This is a genomic window from Mesohalobacter halotolerans (assembly GCF_006120725.1).
GTDB classification, from domain to species: Bacteria; Bacteroidota; Bacteroidia; order Flavobacteriales; family Flavobacteriaceae; genus Psychroflexus; species Psychroflexus halotolerans.
This window is the reverse complement of record NZ_SWMU01000002.1, coordinates 331,591-349,439: the sequence shown is the minus strand read 5'-3', so window position 1 is coordinate 349,439 and position 17,849 is coordinate 331,591. Positions and strand designations below refer to the sequence as shown.

Below are 17,849 nucleotides of genomic sequence, written 5' to 3'. Positions count from 1 at the left end.
GAGTTTAAACAATTATTTTTGCACTCAAATTTTTCTTGATGTTTAAAACCTATTTAAGGGAATTTCCAAAAAACTTTAGCTTGGCCGTGCCTATTATGCTTGGTCAATTAGGTCATGTCTTGGTAGGTCTGGTCGATAATATCATGATTGGTCGGTTAGGTGCAGAGCCTTTAGCAGCAGTTTCCTTAGGTAATACTTTGGTGTTTTTTGCTTTATTTATAGGGATTGGGTTTAGTTTCGCTATCACGCCTTTGGTTGCTGAGGCGGATGGAGAACAAAATTTTACACGCGGTCGACGTGTATTTCAAAATGGAGTTATTATGTGCAGCATCAATGGTATTTTATTATTTGCATTGATTTACTTTATCAAGCCTGTGTTGTATCAACTTGACCAACCGGCAGAAGTTGTAAAAATAGCATTCCCCTATTTAAACATCGTCGCGTTTTCACTTATTCCACTCATGATTTTTCAAGGTTTTAAGCAGTTTGCAGATGGCTTGTCTTTAACTAAATACGCGATGTATGCTACACTTATAGCCAACTTTACAAACATTGTATTGAATTATTTTTTAATCTATGGGAAATGGATTTTTCCAAGACTTGAAGTGGAAGGCGCTGCGATTGCAACCTTATCGTCAAGGCTAATCATGCTTATCCTTATAGTTTTTATTTTAAAGTCCAGATCGCAATTAAAACCCTACTTCTCTAAACTCATACAGAAAATCAATACAGAAATATTTAAGAGACTTTTGTCTTTGGGTTTTCCAACAGCTCTACAGATGTTGTTTGAAGGCGGAATTTTTACTGCTTCTGTTATACTCGCAGGAACGCTTGGGGCAAAGGCTCAAGCAGCCAACCAAATTGCTTTGAACTTGGCTTCAATGACATTTATGGTTGCTGTTGGTTTGGGCGTAACAGCTACAATCCGGGTTGCTAACCAAAAAGGGAAGAAGCAGTTTTTTGACATGAAGCGCATAGCTCACTCCATATTTCTACAAATTTTATGTATAGAAATTGTGTTTGCATTGCTATTTATCGTCTTTAAAAATGTGTTGCCTGAGTTCTATATCGATGATATTGAAGTTATTCGGATTGCGGCTAGTCTGCTTGTTGTCGCTGCATTATTTCAAATCAGTGACGGACTACAAGCTGGTATTTTGGGGGCGCTGCGCGGTCTACAAGATGTCAAAATTCCAACATTTATCTGTTTTGTTTCTTATTGGCTTATCGGTTTTCCAATATCCTATTATTTTGGAAAACAAGAACAGTTGGGGAGCGATGGTATTTGGCTTGGCTTACTAGCCGGATTATCTGCTTCTGCATTATTGTTGTATATCCGCTTTTACAAAGTCTCACATCGCTATTTAAAAAAATACTAAGTTTGCATTAAAACTTTAATTTATGAAGTATCCTAGGTTTTTACTAGCTGACAATGCTGAAAATGATATATTTTATGTCATTCATACAGATTTTCCAAGATTTATTCTCAACATCAATACAGATGAACTCGAATTCTGGGAAAATTTTGATGAAGAAGAAGCTAAGGGCGAGTACGACACTCTGGTAAAAGAAGCCTTTGATTTTTACGATTCAGAAATTGAACAATACGATAGCTGATGGACACTTTAATCGAATTAGACCAATCTATTTTTCTTTATTTAAACAATTTAGGTTCAACAAGATTTGATACGTTATGGCTCATCATTACCAACAAATGGGCTTCAATTCCTTTGTATTTGCTATTAATTTATTTACTCTTTAAAAATTTTGGTGTCAAACAAACAGTAATTACCCTTTTGGTTGTAGCTTTAATGATAACCCTAACCGATCAATTGTCTTATGCTGTAAAACACAGTGTTATGCGCTTAAGACCTTGTGGGGAGCCAAGATTGGAAGGGCTAGGTCGATTTGTTGCAGAATGTGGTTCTTATGGGTATTTCTCAGGACATGCGACGAGTTCTTTTGCGCTGGCTATCTTTTTAGGCTTAATCTTTAAAAACCATTACAAGTATAGTTTTACAGCCTTAATCATTTGGGCTTTATTGGTGTCTTATAGCAGAATATATGTTGGTGTACATTATCCCGGTGATGTTTTGACAGGGATGCTAGTAGGCACCACAATTGGAACAGGCTGTTATTATCTAAATAAGTTTGCTCAGAAAAAGTACAAATCCCTTAAAACGGATAGTTTATCCCAAAATTAAAGACCATATTTCTAAAGTTATAATCGCTAAACCACCTTTGCTCAGGATCACCCGGATTATAGGTTTTAAATCCAAAATCCAAGCGAATGACAAAAAAGCTGATATCGTAGCGAAATCCAAATCCTGTTGCTATGGATAAATCCTCCAAATCTTGAAACCCATCAAAAGTAGCGTCTTTATTTGTTACATTGTCAGCCACATTCCAAATATTGCCTGCATCCACAAAAAGGGCCGAATTTAAATTGCCAAACACATTGAAGCGGTATTCAAAATTAAACGATAATTTAAAATTAGCCTCATTAAAATCATTAACACCGTTAGTTTTTCCTGGACCAAGGTCGTAAGGTTGCCAACCTCTGTTATCATTAGGACCGCCTCCAAAAAAACTTCGTGCAAAAGGAATAGAACGCGAATTACCATAAGGCAAAGCAATCCCACCGTAAGCCCGTGTGGCAATAATATTTTGATCACCCAAATCCCAATGCTTGATGTAATTTAATTCAACTTTTGCATATTGAGAAAAAGGGACATCAAACAATGTAAAATCACCATTATCGTTTTTGTTTAAATCTAATGCGCTGCCAAGACCTTGTAATAAGTTGCCAGCTAACTCAAATCTTGACCTAAATTGATAATAATCTTCGTCGTCTATGTTTTCACGCGTCGAATAATCAAAATTAAAATTGCTAGCGATGATAAGATTGTTTTCTGTTAAACGGTCTTTTCGTTCGACAATTGAATTAAATAATTGCTGTTCTTCAACTTCTAAATCAACTTCATTATTTTGTACTTGATCAATAAAACCATCAGTACCACTTGAAATGATAAGATTACCTGTATCCTGATCTATAAAATTAGCATTGACTTCAAAAATATTGTCTTGAGCAATCCCGTTTAAATCCCTGTAAGAATTGGTAAATATATTAAAGTAATTATTGATGTTAAGATTGTTAACAAATTGGAAATCAAGTAATGAAAACCTATTTGATATCTTCTGGTTTGGTTTCCAATTATAGTCAAATTTTAAAGTATGATTTTGTCGGTCTAAACCGATATTTTGTTGAGTGTTAAATCCATAAGTTGCTCTGGTAAAAGGTTGCATATTTTTCTTAATAATAGATTGGGTAAACGGAAATAATATTTTAGGAATGCTCAAACTCAAATTTCCGCCCAATTCTGTGATATTAAAAAATTGGTCTTGGCTACTTGCTGCATCTTTCGACGAACCTAAATTGGCCCTAAAGGACAACTCCAAAATATCGGCCAAATGAAACGCATTTCTAGCCAAAAATGAAGTATTGACACCAATCCCAAAATCCTGAATATTACTTTGGGAGACTTCAAAATTTGGTGTAAACCCAAAACGCTTCTTTGGGGTGAGAAAAATATTGGCAATCAAATTGTCTTCGCCTGGTGTTCTCGGGTCTTTTTGATAGTTAATGTTGGGATAATCAAATATCCGGATGTTTGAAAACCTGTTGTAGGTATTTTTTCTCTTTTCATCACTAAAAAGTTGTCCCTTTTCAATAAAAATAGCATCAGCCAATATTTTAGGATTAATCTTAACCCTATCTTCTGCATAAAACGTAATATTGTTGTACGATACAGAATCTTTTGCGATGTATTTAGATTTGTTTTTATAGTCAGTAAACACATTCACTTGACTAATTTTGTGCACTTTAAAAGGGACTTGAAATGCTGTATCAAGTACTTTTTTTTCACGATTTTTAATGTTCAACTCTATGTCTAGTTGTCTAGAATTATCGTTTAAACTGTCCGCAATAAAGCTGATGTAATCTCTATCAAAATGGTACAAACCATGATTTCTAAAATACTTTTCTATGCGTAGCCTTTCACCTTCAAAATTTTGAGAATTAAACAGTTGCTTTTCTTTGATCAATGCCATTGGTTTGATGGTATTATAAACAGAGTCTGCAACTGGTGAAGCTATGTTATAACTTATGCTATCGATGATATAAGGTCGATTTGGGGTAATCTTGTAGTTGACTTTAGCTTTTTGATTGAGTGTGTCTTTTTTGATATCGTAATTAACTTCAGCATCAAACCAGCCTCTATTCCAATACCAAGACTTAAGTCTCTCTCTGGATTGTTCGAGCTTTTTATCAGTGATAATACTTGGCGGTTCACCATTTTTACGTCTTCCTTCGTGGATATCAACGTAAAATTCTCCCAAATTTTTTAACTGCCGCTCAGACAAAAAATTACTCCAACGGTTTTCTCTATTAGGGTTCTTCTTGAGCCAATCCACAAAAAGGGAGTCTGGCTTAGGTTTTCCCCAGTTATAAATATAGAGTTTTAAAGGTATTCCAAATAAAAATTTTGAGTTGGGTTTAAGGCTTAAAAAAGGCTTTAATGTATTGGCATTTATGCTATCTACACCAGTATCAATAGTGTTTTCAGTCAACAAAAATTCATCATCAGCAACGCGCTTTGTAGAATTACAAGACACAAAAAATAGTATTATGCCAAAAAGAAATGATATTTTTGTCAATCTGTTTTTCAATCTGTATTGTAAGTGTTTAAAATAAAGCTATGCATTCAATAAGCAAAAGTCAACAAAAATTAATTAATAGCCTAAAATATAAAAAATACAGACATAAGAACGGGCTTTTTGTAGTTGAAGGTATAAAGGTGATCAAAGAATTTTTAAACAGCAACTATTCTTTAAAAAGTCTTTACAGTATCGCTGATGTATTTTCGGTAAAAAATCAAACCGTCAATATCATCAGCCCTAAAGACCTTAAAAAAATTAGCTTTTTAAATTCGCCCCAAGTCGCAGTAGGGGTGTTTAAAATTAAAACCCCTAAACCCCTAAAGATAAAAGACCTGACTTTGGCTTTAGATGGCGTAAAAGATCCCGGCAATCTCGGGACAATCATTAGGTTATGTGACTGGTTTGGTATAAAAAAAATAGTCTGTTCAGAAGAAACTGTAGATTGTTATAACCCCAAAGTTGTTCAAGCTTCTATGGGCTCCTTAACCAGGGTTAAATTGTATTACCAAGACTTGAAAGCGGTATTGTCTCAAACGAGTTTACCAATTTATGCTGCAGACATGAATGGTCAATCAATTTACAAAACTGAACTAGACAAAAAGGCAATCTTACTCATGGGAAGCGAGTCACACGGCATATCATATCCGCTACAAGCATTAGTAGAAAACACTTTGAGTATTCCACAATTTGGCAAACACAAAGAAACCGATAGCCTTAATGTGGCTATGGCCACGTCTATTATGCTAAGTGAATTTAAACGGCGAACTATTGAAAGGTAAAATTGATAAATATACCTCTCGTATTGATTTCGTCAAGATTGCTAGTCCATGGACTGTCAGGATTATTATCTTTAATCAATTCATTGCTTAACCCAAACACACCTTTAATCGAAGGTGTAAATTTGAAATACTCCAGATAAAAGTCAATACCAAAACCGACTTCATAAAAATAATTGGTCGTTTTCATTCTAAACTGACCTGCCGAATTATCATCTGGATTGTCTTGGTTACTACTTAAATTGTGGGCTATTCCAATACCACCTGTGACAAAAGGTTTAAAATTATTTAGCCTTTTGGTAGAGAACTTTAATACCAGTGGAACATAGACATAGGCCGCTTTGGTTTCTCTTAAGGCCGCAACGTCATCATTGCCAAAAGCAGTAAAATTTAAATCCCGATTTGAAAAAATAACACCAGGCTCCAATCTCAAATCTAAGTAATTATTCAATTTATAGTTTCCTATTAAACCTACATTAAAACCTACGTTTTTGGTAACAAGTACGGCTTCACTTTCTGCTATACGGTCAATTTTAAAATCTAAACTATTAAACCCTAAATAATAGCCCCAAGACCATTTGCGTTGATCGAGATAATTTCGATTATTCTCGACCTTTTCTTTGTTAAAAAAACCTTGACTGTAGCCCTCGGAGAGCCCTAAAAACAATATCAATAGAATGCTAACTGTTAGTCTCATAAATTATTTTGAAGCTTTGTAAATTGTTGAAACCCCAAAGGTTTGTGGATAATGCTTTACCTCTATAAACCCATTTTTTTTCAAAATATTGTTGAAGGCTTCACCAAAAGGAAAAACAGAAGCACTTTCAGATAAATAGGTATAAGCACTTTTGTCTTTTGAAAATAGTTTTCCGATTGTAGGTAAGATATATTTAGTGTAAATGTAATATCCTTGTTTAAATGGAAATTTTGTCGGGTTTGAAGTTTCTAAGACAACAAAAATACCTTTAGGTTTTAAAACGCGGTAAATTTCAGATAAACCACGGTCTAAATTTTCAAAATTTCTGACCCCAAATGCAACGGTTATCGCATCAAAACTGTTGTCTTCATAAGGAAGATTTTCAGAATCAGCCTGAACCATTTTAATTTGTTTGGATAGCTGTTGTGCCTTAATTTTTTGTCGGCCCACATCCAGCATACCTTTAGAAATATCTAAGCCGACAACTTTTTCTACTTTATGTTTAGCGAGTGCGATGGCCAAGTCACCGGTACCTGTCGCAATATCCAATGCCGATTTTGCACCAGAGGCTTTGACCATTGCGATGACTTTTTTTCGCCAGGATTGGTCAATGCCAAAAGAAATCACGCGATTCAGTCCATCATAATTGGTAGAAATTTTATCAAACATACTCTCGACCTGCTTTTTCTTTTGGTCTTTAGAGCCTTTGTATGGTGTAACCGATTTGTGCATGCAAAAATTTTGGCAAATATAAGCTTTCAGTTTGAGCTTATTTGATTTTCAAAAGGCTTTTTAGTTTCATTTAATCCAATTGAATTTCTTGATTTATTTTAAGTTTAAAACGCTCTCTAAACGCATAAACAATAAGATAGAGTAGTGGTGTGTCTAAAAGCGCAACAATGACTTTAAATAAAAACCCCGATAGCAGAAGAGTGCCAAATTTGTCCCATGAGATTTCACCAAAACTACACAGCAATCCTACAACGACTAGGGTATCCATAAACTGAGAACTAAAGGTAGAAAAGTTGTTTCTTAACCAAAGGTATTTGCCTTTGGTCATTCTTTTCCAAAAATGATAAATAGAAATATCAATGTATTGTGCTAAAAGATAGGCAATCATCGATGCTGAAACCGCGATACCGGTCGATCCAAAGACTTGATTAAACATATCATCTTGAACAGGCGAGCTCGAACTCGCGCTAACTTGGTTTGAAACTAAAATGATGAGCAAAGAAAAAAGTGAAGCAAATATACCGACGGTTACTACTTGATTTGCCTTTTTTTTGCCATAGATTTCACTAATGCTATCTGTAATCAAAAATGTAAGTGGGTAAGGCAGAATGCCAACGGATATTTCAAAAGTGTACACCCCAAAAAAGTCCCACACAAAGAATTTTTTAAAAATAAGGTTGGAAGCAACCAAAGAAGCTATAAACAGAGCGGCCAAAATCATATAAATGAATAGCGCTTGTTTTTGTTGTTGAGACGAATTCAAAATGGCTTATCAGTTTTTCTTGCAGGCAAAAATAAAGGGTTGTAGCTTTGCACAGCGAGTTTTTGTTAAAAATTATCGCTCATCATTAGGTAAAATTTTCTTAACACATTGAATACACTCAAGAGCGTTTACATAGCTTTAGGTAGTAACCAAGGTCAACGTCAACAATTTTTACAAAAGGCCATTGATGATATATTTGAACACATTGGTCACATCGAAAAGCTCTCTAATGTCTACGAAACTCCGGCATGGGGTTTTAATGGGAATGCTTTTTTAAACGCTTGTATCAAAATAAAAACAATACTCAGTCCACCTCAAGTTTTAAACGCTATTCAGTACATAGAACATAAATTAGGTCGAATACGAAGTAATGAGGGCTATCAAAATAGGAATATCGATTTAGATATTTTGTTTTATGAAAATGACTGTATCGACGATACACATTTAAAAGTTCCACACCCTGAGTTGAGTAAACGCGATTTTGTATTATTTCCTTTGTCAGACATCGCAGCAGATAAAAAGCATCCTATCTTGGGCGAGAGCATTTTAAATTTAAAGCAAAAGCTTGATTCTAAGAGTAAAATTTTAAAAACAGATTTTCAACTTAAATCCAAAACTTATCCTCAAACAAAAATTAATTATTTATGTATAGAAGGCAATATTGGCGCCGGAAAAACGACATTTGCTCAAATGCTTGCTCAAGATTACAATGCCAAGCTCATTTTAGAACGCTTTAAAGATAATCCCTTTTTGCCCCAGTTTTACAAAGATCCCAAACGTTATGCGTTTCCAACTGAGATGGCGTTTTTGGCAGACAGACACCAACAACTTGTTGATGATATCTCTCAGCTTGATTTGTTTTCAGATTTGAGTGTAGCCGACTACGATTTGTATAAAAGTCTCATCTTTGCTCGTGTAACGCTTCAACCCAAAGAATTGGATCTCTACAAAAAGGTGTTTGATATCATGTACCGGGACATTCCTAAACCAGACTTGTACGTTTACTTTTATCAAAATACCGAGCGATTACTCGATAATATTAAAAAAAGGGGTCGCTCTTATGAACAAAACATAGATGCTGAATATCTTGAAAAAATAAATGCCGGTTACCTTGACTTTATCAAAAACCAAAACCGTTTTACTACAAAAATCATAGATCTTTCAAACTATGATTTCGTCAACAACAGAAGCGATTATTTAAAACTAATCGATTTGATTTTTAAAACTTAACTCTCATTCTTTAAGCCTTATTTTGATGATGCCATCGTAATCTTTTGAGGTTTCTTTTTTTATCAAAATCTTATTTTTGACCACTTCTATATTGTCAATATCATTGGGTTGCAGGTCGTGAATATCTTCTTGTGAAACCACCTTACCATCAACCATAAATAAAATATTCTCTTCTGCATAACCTTTTACTGTATTTATAGGTTTAGCATAAAAAGGACGAGTTGATATTTCTATCACCCCATTTACAGCTTGAGCTCCGTATTTTTTAATCCACTCAGATTGATTTTTAGGCTTAAAACTGATCTTCATGATATCTGATTTAAAAAAATCAAGCTGGATAACTTTTTTAGAATGAGTCACTACCTTATCATCAACAATGACGAGCGGGTTTTCTTTTAACATATCCTGTGCAATTGACTGCTGTATAAACTGTTGAATATAGGTTTTATCTGTTTGGTTTTCATCGCGTAACACATATTCCTGAGAAATTGCAGTTAAAGAAACTAAGCTGATAAGTAAAACGAAATAGACTCTCATAATTTTTTTTTTATAAATATAAACAATATTTAATCAACGCTTAATTTAAATTTTTTTCATCGAGTTCGTGAAAAAGCACGATGAATTCTTTAAATCTCAGAAATTGAGGATGTATTATTTCATTCAAATGCCTTAGATTTGAAGCCTATTAAATTTATTAAAATCAATACCAAAAATATGATTAAAAAACCAATCAAAGCCGTCCAAAACTTTCACGATGCTTTTGGCTTAGGCATTAAAAACAAGCCAACAGCAAGTTTAGGCAAAGATAAAAACAAGCTCAGATTTAACTTGATGAAAGAAGAAAATAAAGAATATTTTCACGCTGCACAAAACAACGACTTGATTGAAGTTGCTGATGCTTTGGGTGATATGTTATATATTCTTTGTGGCACCATCATAGAACACGGTATGCAAGACAAAATAGAAGAGGTGTTTGATGAGATACAGCGCAGCAATATGAGTAAACTCGGTGAAGATGGTAAACCTGTATATCGTGAAGACGGTAAAGTGCTCAAAGGTCCTAATTATTTTAAACCTGATATTAAACGTATATTAGACTCATAAGCAAAACAGACTAATATCACCCGGAATAATATCAATTAATGTTTTTAAGTAATATTGTTATGGTATGCCTAGCGTATTTGGTTACTTTTTTGGATAATGCAAAAAAAAAGTACACACTAAATTATTTAAGGCAGAATTGAAAATCGCCCTATTTTATGCTAATGTTTAAAATATTCGCAGATTTTAGGAGTTATATCATAGATCAAAATCCGTTATTTGTAGAGTTAATTTGTCATATATGAATTTAAAACAATATAGTCTTTTTCTTTTTTGTATTGCTTCTGTCAGTCTCTTTGCTCAGAAAGATAATGATACCATCAAAACTGAAAAACTCATTATCGTTAAACAGTATTCACCAACCCTGAATGATGCGTTTAAAGTGAAATCAAAACCCCGAATATCAGACTCTATCAAAAGTGCCCAAATAGATGTGGATTACAGCATATTTTCTGTGCCTGTAGCTTCAACTTTTACACCTACAAAAGGAAGAGCTGGGTCAGTAAGACCTCAAGCCAAACCTTACAATTATCAAAATTATGCCAGAGTGGGCGCCGGTAATTTTACTAATATTTTAGGACAGTTTTATGGGAGCTTGTTCTTAAGTCGATATCAGAAATTAAATATAGAATTTGATCACTTGTCGTCTTCTGGTGGTATCGATGGTTCACTAACTGACGATGGTTTTTTAGATTCAACATTAGACCTCAACCTACAATCTGCAGAACGCTATTTCAATTGGGAAGCCGGTTTAGGTGTAGACTATAAGCGTTATAATTGGTATGGCTTTGACCAAGAAATCCTTAGTGTTTTTCAAGATAATTTTCAAATATTTGGCACCGATATTTCAAGCATAGACACTTTGCAAACTTATTTGGGCTTGAGCGCTTATGGACAGCTCGAATTTGAAAACAGCTTAGTTAAAACTGTTAAACTCAACTTTCAAAACTTTACAGACGATTACGGTTCAGCTGAAAATCAAATCGACCTGAGTAGTGATTTTCAATTTTATTTGACTGATCAGATATTAGATTTTGAGGCAGATTTAAACTATCTCACTGGAAGTTTTGATCAAGCTTTCAATCAACCACAGCTAAGTATAGATTATGGTTTTTTAACGGCATCAGCTCAACCCTCAATGCAATTTGAATTTGGTGATATCAATTTAGACCTGGGATTGAAAGCCACTGTACTCAACGACATAGAATTAAGTGATACCGAATTTTTTATCTATCCTAAAATTAAAGCTGCTTACAAGTATAGCGATGAGATTGTGTTTTACGCCGGTGCTGATGGCGATTTAAATCAAAATTCTTACCAGAGTATCGTCAATCAAAACCCGTTTGTCTCACCAACGCTACTTTTACAGCCTACCGATAATTCTATTTCAGGTTTTACCGGTTTAAATGGTAAAATCGCAAGTTTAAGTTACAATCTTAAAGCATTTTACAAACAAGAGAACAATTATGCTTTTTTTACAGAGAACCAAACAGTGGCCGGAATATTACCTTTTCAGCCAGAAAATAATTTTGAATATTCAAATTCATTTGGGTTGTTATACGACGATTTAACAACACTGGGGCTGAATGCTGAAGTCAATTATGCTGCTTTTGATGATTTTAACATCGGTCTTTCGGCCCATTATTTTAATTATTCGGTAGATATTTTACCCGAAGCCTCTTATTTGCCTGAAATAAAATTGGATTTGCATGCAAACTACCAAATCGGTGAGAAGTGGTATTTGCATTCGACCCTCTTTTTTGTTGGTGATCGGGAAAGCGTCCGGTATACAAATTTACCCGCCGATGGTATAGGCTTAACTTCAGCGACTGTAGACAGTTTTATAGATGTAAATTTTGGTGTAGATTATCAGCTGAATGAACGTTTGGGTCTTTTTGTGACCGGAAATAACTTAATTGGCGATAACTATGAGCAATGGCGTAATTTCCAAGTTCAAGGCTTACAAATTTTGGGTGGCTTGTCTTATCAATTTGATTGGTAAAATTTCTTAACGTTTTGGAAACATTAGAAAGATAAACACCACTTAGATTTGCGATGACTTATAGCTAAAGCATGGGGAAAAGAAATAATACCAGACCAAATCTAAAACTCTTTGACTTTTTTGTAGAGGAAAAGAATTTCCTAATCATCATTATCACTGGCTTTATTCTTGCTGGGGCTTCTACAGCCTATAATTGGCAAATCGCCATGTGGATTGGATTCTTCTTTGCAGCTTACGCAGCTGTTGCCAATGATAGTATTCAAACTATTGGGACGTTTATAGAAAGTAATTCTGATAAAAAATGGTGGTATCTCTGGTTGTTTATCGGTACAATATTTCTCGCTACAGTAACTTACAGCTGGATTGTTTTTGACGGTGATATCACCTTTCAGCGTTTATTAAAGCCTGATGGGACAACACCCTATCCACATCCTGAAGAATTTTCATTTTTTCAAATTATAGCACCATTAGTTTTGTTGATACTTACACGATTGAGAATGCCTGTCTCCACGACATTTCTCTTGCTCAGTGTATTTAGCGCTTCATCTTCTGGAATTACTTCTGTGGTTTATAAGAGTTGGACGGGATATATCCTGGCATTTATTCTTTCCTTTTTAATTTGGAACCTCGGATATAACTTAATCAGAAAACACTTTAAATCTAGACGTTTTAACAAGACTTGGACTTATATCCAATGGTTTGTCAGTGGTTCACTTTGGTCGGTTTGGATTATGCAAGATGGCGCCAATATCGCAGTATTTTTACCAAGACAACTGGAGTTATATCAATTTGTGATTTTCTCCGCTACAATTTTTATCGGGCTCGGCTTACTCTTCTACTTTAGAGGAGATAAAATACAGCAAATCGTAAGTGAAAAAGCAAGAATTTCTGATGTGAGAGCAGCGACTTTGGTGGATTTCTCTTATGTTATTCTATTGATTTATAAACTTTTTATCTCCACAGTACCCATGAGTACGACATGGATTTTCCTTGGTATAATTGGCGGTCGTGAAATTGCCATCAGCTTTGCGCGAAAGAAAAAAGGAACAAGACACAAAAGAAAAGCATTTAAACTCACGCTAAGAGATTTCGGTTCGGCAATGCTCGGGTTACTGATTTCTGTGGCGCTTGCTGCAGGTGCGAACCCAAGTATCAGAGAAGAGATCATAAATCTATTTATCGGTTAGTTTTCGTAAATAAATTTAGTGAAATATTTACGGCACTTCTTACAACACATACATTTCTCGATACACCGAGTTTTCCAAACTCGGCACTCGAACTGACGTCGTATGATTTTAACGTCACTCCTGAACTTAAATAAAACAGAATGCAATGGCTCAAGACTGAGTCTCATAGTGACGGAACATTACATTATCATGGCGCCTGTCTCGATTTTATTGGGAAGGACGATAGGACGAAGCAATCTTTAGAACTGAAAACTAACTCGTTTTCAACACCCACAAAGAACTCAATTATCCCAAGATTGCCACGGTCATTTTGCCTGCAGTTGGCAGATAAATTGACCTCGCAATGACGGTTAAAAAAACTTTTTTAATTTTAATTTCTATTTGATTAACAAAATGAAAAAATCTTACACATATTTACTTAAAAATAAGAACAACAGCGTTATTTATACTGGTGTTACATCAAACCTACTCAAAAGAATTTATCAACATAAAACTGGAATATTTAAAGGATTTACAAAACGATACAACTGTAATAAGTTAGTCTATTATGAAGAATTTAGAGATATAAATGAAGCTATTCAAAAGGGAAAAACAAATAAAAGCCGGCAGTCGACAAAAAAAGATAGACCTGATAAATAAAGAAAACCCTGAATGGAAAGATTTATCTGATGGGTGGTTATTTTATTTTGATGGTTGATTTTTTAATAAATTATAAAAGCTAAAAAATACCACCGTCATTGCACTTGTCCCTTTTTTATCGGTAAGCAGGCACGACGAAGCAATCTGTTGATTTGAAATGCCACCGTTATTGCGCCTATCTCGTTTTTATTGGGAAGGACGATAGGACGATGCCAACTTTTGAATTGTTTCAAAACCAACAAAATCTGCCTTATCAAATTAACCTTTTAATTTTGAAATAATAGTTATTGCCGTTAACAAATCTGAAGTACCCTCATCAGAAGATTGCTCGATATTGGTCTTTAAGTGAAGCTCGTCAAACTTGATCAAATTCCATTTTTTATCATGGTATTCTAAAGCTGTCAGATTTTCGACCCAATCCCCAGAATTCAGATATAAGCAAGTGCCCTCATGATTGACCTTACGAACCATCTGAGGCTGATGGATATGGCCACAAATCACATATTTATACCCATTTTCAATGGCCAGGTCAGAAGCTACATTTTCAAAGTCCTGGACATATTTGACAGCTTTTTTAACTGAATTTTTAATTTTTTTAGACAGCGAAAATTTCTCGCGTTTAAATTTTATCAACCAAAAGTTTATAAACCGATTCAACAATATGAGTAAATCATAACCCCAGCCACCAAGTTTGGCTAACCATTTGGCTTGTTGAATAGAGACATCAAAGACGTCACCGTGAAAAAACCATGCCTTTTTGCCATCGAGATCCATCACTTTTTTATCGACAACAGATAAATTCCCAATTTTAATATCACTAAACTTTCTAAGCATTTCATCATGATTGCCGGTGAGGTAAATGACTTCAGTGCCGGAAGCTGATAAACTGATAATTTTTTGAATGATTTTAAGGTGTGATTTTGGAAAGTAATTTTTTCTAAACTGCCAGATATCTATAATATCTCCGTTGAGTATCAAAGTTTTAGGTTGAATACAATTCAAGTACTGAAGTAGTTCTTTGGCGTGACAGCCAAAGGTTCCTAAATGAACATCTGAAATTACTGCAAGTTGTACGTGTCGTTTTTGTGTCAAGGTATTGAGGTTTTATCAAATAAACAATATTTTAAAAAAAATAAAGTCAAGCTATTATTACGCTTATGTAGCGCCAATGTTAAAAAAGTCACTTCGAAGGTTAGCAGTTTATTAAGTTTAACCCTAAATCCATAAGGATTGATAGTCAAAGAAAACCTGTCAATTTTAGGGCTTAGGACGACGCCATCTTTTGAGTTGAAGTAACACCGTCATGGCGCCTGTCCCGTTTTTTATCGAGAACGAGGCACGACGAAGCAATCTGTTGAATTGAAAACTAATGCCTTATCAACACCCACAAATAACTCAAAATACCCCAAGATTGCCACGGTCATTTTGCCTGCTGTTGGCAGATAAATTGACCTCGCAATGTCGTTGCATATCTATGGCGTCACAACCTTGTTTCTATATTTACGCCTGGAATGCGTTAACAATAACAAAACCTTAAATATTGTAATATATTTTAATTACCCCTATAAAATAAGGGGTTAAAATTTAAAAAATAATAAAAATGAGTTTAAAGTATAAAAAATTGTAGGGGATTATAAAAATATACAATAAATTTGGCGAAAATTTTTGTCATGAAAAAAGTAGAAGCCATCATTCGAAAATCCAAATACGATGCCGTCAAAAAGGCATTGCATGATATTGAGGTTAATTTTTTTAGCTACTGGGATGTAACTGGTGTTGGTAATGAAGAACAAGGACATGTATATCGTGGCGTAGCCTATAGCACAACAGATATCCAAAGACGCTATTTGGTCATTGTCGTTTCCGATGAATTTTTAGACAAAACTCTGGAGACTTTAATCGCTGCATCAAAGACCGGCGATGTGGGTGACGGTAAAATATTTGTTTCAGAAATTTCTGACGCCATACGCATACGAACCGGAGAAAAGGGAAACAAAGCTATTAACTAAAAAAATCTCAACTATGGAACAGTCACTATTTACGGCAAACAACGTTTGGATGATGATTTGCACCGCCTTGGTATTTTTTATGCACTTGGGGTTTTCATTATTAGAAGCCGGACTGACACGTCAAAAAAATACGATAAACATATTATTTAAAAATTTATTTATCATTTGCGGCGGGCTAGTGGTTTACTACGTCGTAGGCTTTGGTTTGATGTATCCCGGCGATTTTAATGGATATATAGGCTTTGCGGGATTTGGTATAGAATCTCCGAAAAATGGCAACTTATTTTCATACGCAGATGGTGGCTATACCTATTGGACCGACTTTTTGTTTCAAGGGATGTTTGCGGCAACAGCGGCAACAATTGTATCCGGAGCCGTGGCAGAACGTATAAAGATCCATGCTTTTATGCTGTTTAGCATCATTTATATCGCTGTCGTTTACCCAATTGTTGGTTCGTGGCAATGGGGTGGCGGCTTTCTCTCAAGTCTTGGTGAAGTTTTTGGCAAAGAAGGTGGATTTTATGACTTTGCCGGTTCAACGCTTGTGCATTCTGTAGGCGGTTGGGCGGCATTGATTGTCATTATTGTTTTGGGTGCTCGATTGGGTAAATTTGACCAAAACAAAAATTCTAAAGCGATTCCCGGCCACAATATACCATTAGCAACCATGGGGGTTTTAATTTTATGGTTAGGCTGGTTTGGGTTTAACGGCGGTTCGGTATTAAGTGCCAATCCTGCATTGACATCTTTAGTTTTAGTCACCACAAGTTTATCGGCAGCCGCTGGTGGTTTGGGGGCTTTTGTCGTATCAGCTATAAAATTTAAAAACTTTGATATTACAATGTTTATGAATGGTATTTTAGGTGGGCTCGTCGGTATTACAGCAGGTGCCGATTTGATGTCACCATTAGAATCTATTGCCATAGGGATTATTTCAGGCGCTATAGTGGTTTATGCCGTAAGCTGGATCGATCAACTGAAGCTCGATGATCCTGTTGGTGCTGTAGCTGTACATTTGTTCTGCGGCTTTTGGGGAACTTTAGCGGTTGGAATTTTTGGAGATAAAGCCGGCTTTTATCAATTGGCTTACCAGTTGATAGGTGTTTTTGTGATTGGTGTATTTTGTTCTGTGTCGGCTTTTATTGTAATCAGTTTAGTCGATAAATTGGTAGGTGTTCGCGTTGGAAAACGTGAAGAAGTCGAAGGTCTGGATATCCATGAACACGGCATGGATGCTTATGCAGATTTTGGACTTAATGATCACTAATCGGCTTGTTGAGCCTCAGTTTTTTTGTTTTGCCATAACTCTACAAGGTCGAGATAGTCAATTTCAAAAGCCGGATCGTGATTGTCCAGCACACCGTCTTTAAAAGATCGCCTGAGGATGTCTTCGATTAAATAATCTTCTTTTACGCTATAAGGATCATATTTTTCTTTGAGTGAAATATTGAATAAACTCGCGGTGGTATTGTACCAAAAGGCGCGCCATCCGCTTTTTAACTCTTTGACCAAATCAAAAGTTGTGATACCGGTTTGTCGGTGCATCAATTTAACTAGGATTTGCCCTTCGGTTTTAGTCAGCTTTTTGAGACGATCGGTAAATTTGCCTTCGATATATTTTTGAATACGCTTGGTGTAACGACGCTTTTTTCGTTTAGAATCTAATTGTTCTAATCGGGCATTTAAAGTCTCAAGTCTTTCTGCAGCCAAAACGGCATAAGGCCATACTTTTCTAGTTTTGCGTTTTAAAATAAGATATGTTTTATATTCAGATTTTGATTCAAATCTTAATGGTTGGAAGACAATCACTTCATCTAAAGTAATCTCATTGACAACCAAAGTATCATGTTCTATGATAATCATTTCTTTTGGTGCCGTCTTATCTTTAGATTCTGGGACATACTCTTTAATTTGAGCATGTAAAACCTGAATAAAACTACTGCAGATTAAAAACGTAAATAGGGTAAATTTCATAAATATAATTCTCCAAAAAT

18 protein-coding genes are annotated in these 17,849 nt (G+C 35.1%); 11 read left to right on the top strand and 7 right to left on the bottom strand.

Going from position 1 to position 17,849, the window contains the following annotated elements:
• The first annotated feature begins 35 nt into the window (after positions 1 to 35).
• The 3 genes from FCN74_RS06145 to FCN74_RS06135 are packed head-to-tail and all read left to right on the top strand — an operon-like array spanning position 36 to position 2,204.
• Positions 36 to 1,379, top strand: a complete 1,344-nt coding sequence (locus tag FCN74_RS06145; protein WP_394348023.1) for an MATE family efflux transporter — start codon at positions 36 to 38, stop codon at positions 1,377 to 1,379.
• A gap of 22 nt (positions 1,380 to 1,401) precedes the next feature.
• Positions 1,402 to 1,617: a hypothetical protein gene (locus FCN74_RS06140; protein ID WP_138931712.1), complete on the top strand. Its 216-nt coding sequence runs from the start codon at positions 1,402 to 1,404 to the stop codon at positions 1,615 to 1,617.
• Positions 1,617 to 2,204, top strand: coding sequence for a phosphatase PAP2 family protein (locus tag FCN74_RS06135; protein ID WP_317128769.1), 588 nt, complete (start codon positions 1,617 to 1,619; stop codon positions 2,202 to 2,204). Before FCN74_RS06140 ends, FCN74_RS06135 begins: the two co-directional genes overlap by 1 nt.
• On the opposite strand, the gene tamL is transcribed toward FCN74_RS06135, so the two are convergent.
• Entirely contained in the window at positions 2,176 to 4,674 is a 2,499-nt protein-coding gene (tamL, locus tag FCN74_RS06130; RefSeq protein ID WP_246062572.1) for a translocation and assembly module lipoprotein TamL, read from the bottom strand. The genes FCN74_RS06135 and tamL overlap by 29 nt on opposite strands.
• An 83-nt stretch (positions 4,675 to 4,757) precedes the next feature.
• On the opposite strand from tamL, the gene FCN74_RS06125 reads away from it, so the two are divergent.
• Positions 4,758 to 5,498 (top strand): RNA methyltransferase, encoded by a 741-nt coding sequence (locus FCN74_RS06125; RefSeq protein ID WP_138931709.1) that lies wholly within the window; start codon positions 4,758 to 4,760, stop codon positions 5,496 to 5,498.
• On the opposite strand, the gene porT is transcribed toward FCN74_RS06125, so the two are convergent.
• From porT to FCN74_RS06110, 3 genes are all read right to left on the bottom strand, one after another.
• Positions 5,485 to 6,192 carry a type IX secretion/gliding motility protein PorT/SprT gene (gene porT / locus FCN74_RS06120; protein WP_138931708.1) on the bottom strand — a complete coding sequence of 236 codons (708 nt, stop codon included), beginning with the start codon at positions 6,190 to 6,192 and terminating at the stop codon, positions 5,485 to 5,487. The genes FCN74_RS06125 and porT overlap by 14 nt on opposite strands.
• A 3-nt stretch (positions 6,193 to 6,195) precedes the next feature.
• The gene (gene ubiE, locus FCN74_RS06115; RefSeq protein WP_138931707.1) at positions 6,196 to 6,924 is read right to left on the bottom strand and encodes a bifunctional demethylmenaquinone methyltransferase/2-methoxy-6-polyprenyl-1,4-benzoquinol methylase UbiE; all 729 of its coding nucleotides are present in this window, start codon (positions 6,922 to 6,924) and stop codon (positions 6,196 to 6,198) included.
• A 70-nt stretch (positions 6,925 to 6,994) separates the two neighbouring features.
• On the bottom strand, positions 6,995 to 7,645 hold the full coding sequence (locus FCN74_RS06110; protein ID WP_138931938.1) for a queuosine precursor transporter: 651 nt from the start codon (positions 7,643 to 7,645) through the stop codon (positions 6,995 to 6,997).
• Between the two features lie 150 nt (positions 7,646 to 7,795).
• On the opposite strand from FCN74_RS06110, the gene folK reads away from it, so the two are divergent.
• Positions 7,796 to 8,917, top strand: coding sequence for a 2-amino-4-hydroxy-6-hydroxymethyldihydropteridine diphosphokinase (gene folK / locus FCN74_RS06105; RefSeq protein ID WP_138931706.1), 1,122 nt, complete (start codon positions 7,796 to 7,798; stop codon positions 8,915 to 8,917).
• A gap of 3 nt (positions 8,918 to 8,920) precedes the next feature.
• Here the strand turns inward: folK and FCN74_RS06100 are convergent, their stop codons facing one another.
• Positions 8,921 to 9,454 (bottom strand): hypothetical protein, encoded by a 534-nt coding sequence (locus tag FCN74_RS06100; protein ID WP_138931705.1) that lies wholly within the window; start codon positions 9,452 to 9,454, stop codon positions 8,921 to 8,923.
• Positions 9,455 to 9,634: 180 nt separating this feature from the next.
• On the opposite strand from FCN74_RS06100, the gene FCN74_RS06095 reads away from it, so the two are divergent.
• The 4 genes from FCN74_RS06095 (at position 9,635) to FCN74_RS06080 (ending at position 13,846) form a co-directional block, all read left to right on the top strand.
• Positions 9,635 to 10,021, top strand: coding sequence for a pyrophosphohydrolase domain-containing protein (locus FCN74_RS06095; RefSeq protein WP_138931937.1), 387 nt, complete (start codon positions 9,635 to 9,637; stop codon positions 10,019 to 10,021).
• Between the two features lie 238 nt (positions 10,022 to 10,259).
• The gene (locus FCN74_RS06090; RefSeq protein ID WP_138931704.1) at positions 10,260 to 12,020 is read left to right on the top strand and encodes a TonB-dependent receptor; all 1,761 of its coding nucleotides are present in this window, start codon (positions 10,260 to 10,262) and stop codon (positions 12,018 to 12,020) included.
• A gap of 71 nt (positions 12,021 to 12,091) precedes the next feature.
• A complete protein-coding gene (locus FCN74_RS06085; RefSeq protein WP_138931703.1) occupies positions 12,092 to 13,207 on the top strand; it encodes a hypothetical protein in 1,116 nt (371 codons plus the stop codon).
• A 393-nt stretch (positions 13,208 to 13,600) separates the two neighbouring features.
• Positions 13,601 to 13,846, top strand: coding sequence for a GIY-YIG nuclease family protein (locus FCN74_RS06080; RefSeq protein WP_317128768.1), 246 nt, complete (start codon positions 13,601 to 13,603; stop codon positions 13,844 to 13,846).
• 258 nt (positions 13,847 to 14,104) lie between these two features.
• Here the strand turns inward: FCN74_RS06080 and FCN74_RS06075 are convergent, their stop codons facing one another.
• Complete coding sequence (locus FCN74_RS06075) at positions 14,105 to 14,938, bottom strand: UDP-2,3-diacylglucosamine diphosphatase (protein ID WP_138931702.1); 834 nt, start codon at positions 14,936 to 14,938, stop codon at positions 14,105 to 14,107.
• A 578-nt stretch (positions 14,939 to 15,516) separates the two neighbouring features.
• Between FCN74_RS06075 and FCN74_RS06070 the strand changes: the two genes are divergently transcribed.
• Both FCN74_RS06070 and FCN74_RS06065 read left to right on the top strand, forming a co-directional pair.
• Entirely contained in the window at positions 15,517 to 15,855 is a 339-nt protein-coding gene (locus FCN74_RS06070) for a P-II family nitrogen regulator (RefSeq protein ID WP_138931701.1), read from the top strand.
• Between the two features lie 13 nt (positions 15,856 to 15,868).
• Complete coding sequence (locus FCN74_RS06065) at positions 15,869 to 17,122, top strand: ammonium transporter (RefSeq protein WP_138931700.1); 1,254 nt, start codon at positions 15,869 to 15,871, stop codon at positions 17,120 to 17,122.
• Here FCN74_RS06065 and FCN74_RS06060 read toward each other — a convergent pair.
• A complete protein-coding gene (locus FCN74_RS06060) occupies positions 17,119 to 17,829 on the bottom strand; it encodes a DUF4294 domain-containing protein (RefSeq protein ID WP_138931699.1) in 711 nt (236 codons plus the stop codon). The two genes, FCN74_RS06065 and FCN74_RS06060, sit on opposite strands and share 4 nt — an antisense overlap.
• Positions 17,830 to 17,849 lie beyond the last annotated feature (20 nt).

Excerpts from the sequence above, each read along its gene's own strand:
- FCN74_RS06080 (WP_317128768.1), top strand. The coding sequence starts at position 13,601 with ATGAAAAAATCTTACACATATTTACTTAAAAATAAGAACAACAGCGTT.
- FCN74_RS06100 (WP_138931705.1), bottom strand. The coding sequence starts at position 9,454 with ATGAGAGTCTATTTCGTTTTACTTATCAGCTTAGTTTCTTTAACTGCA.
- FCN74_RS06070 (WP_138931701.1), top strand. The coding sequence starts at position 15,517 with ATGAAAAAAGTAGAAGCCATCATTCGAAAATCCAAATACGATGCCGTC.
- FCN74_RS06110 (WP_138931938.1), bottom strand. The coding sequence starts at position 7,645 with ATGATTTTGGCCGCTCTGTTTATAGCTTCTTTGGTTGCTTCCAACCTT.
- ubiE (WP_138931707.1), bottom strand. The coding sequence starts at position 6,924 with ATGCACAAATCGGTTACACCATACAAAGGCTCTAAAGACCAAAAGAAA.
- porT (WP_138931708.1), bottom strand. The coding sequence starts at position 6,192 with ATGAGACTAACAGTTAGCATTCTATTGATATTGTTTTTAGGGCTCTCC.
- FCN74_RS06125 (WP_138931709.1), top strand. The coding sequence starts at position 4,758 with ATGCATTCAATAAGCAAAAGTCAACAAAAATTAATTAATAGCCTAAAA.
- FCN74_RS06090 (WP_138931704.1), top strand. The coding sequence starts at position 10,260 with ATGAATTTAAAACAATATAGTCTTTTTCTTTTTTGTATTGCTTCTGTC.
- FCN74_RS06135 (WP_317128769.1), top strand. The coding sequence starts at position 1,617 with ATGGACACTTTAATCGAATTAGACCAATCTATTTTTCTTTATTTAAAC.
- FCN74_RS06085 (WP_138931703.1), top strand. The coding sequence starts at position 12,092 with ATGGGGAAAAGAAATAATACCAGACCAAATCTAAAACTCTTTGACTTT.
- FCN74_RS06065 (WP_138931700.1), top strand. The coding sequence starts at position 15,869 with ATGGAACAGTCACTATTTACGGCAAACAACGTTTGGATGATGATTTGC.
- FCN74_RS06140 (WP_138931712.1), top strand. The coding sequence starts at position 1,402 with ATGAAGTATCCTAGGTTTTTACTAGCTGACAATGCTGAAAATGATATA.
- FCN74_RS06060 (WP_138931699.1), bottom strand. The coding sequence starts at position 17,829 with ATGAAATTTACCCTATTTACGTTTTTAATCTGCAGTAGTTTTATTCAG.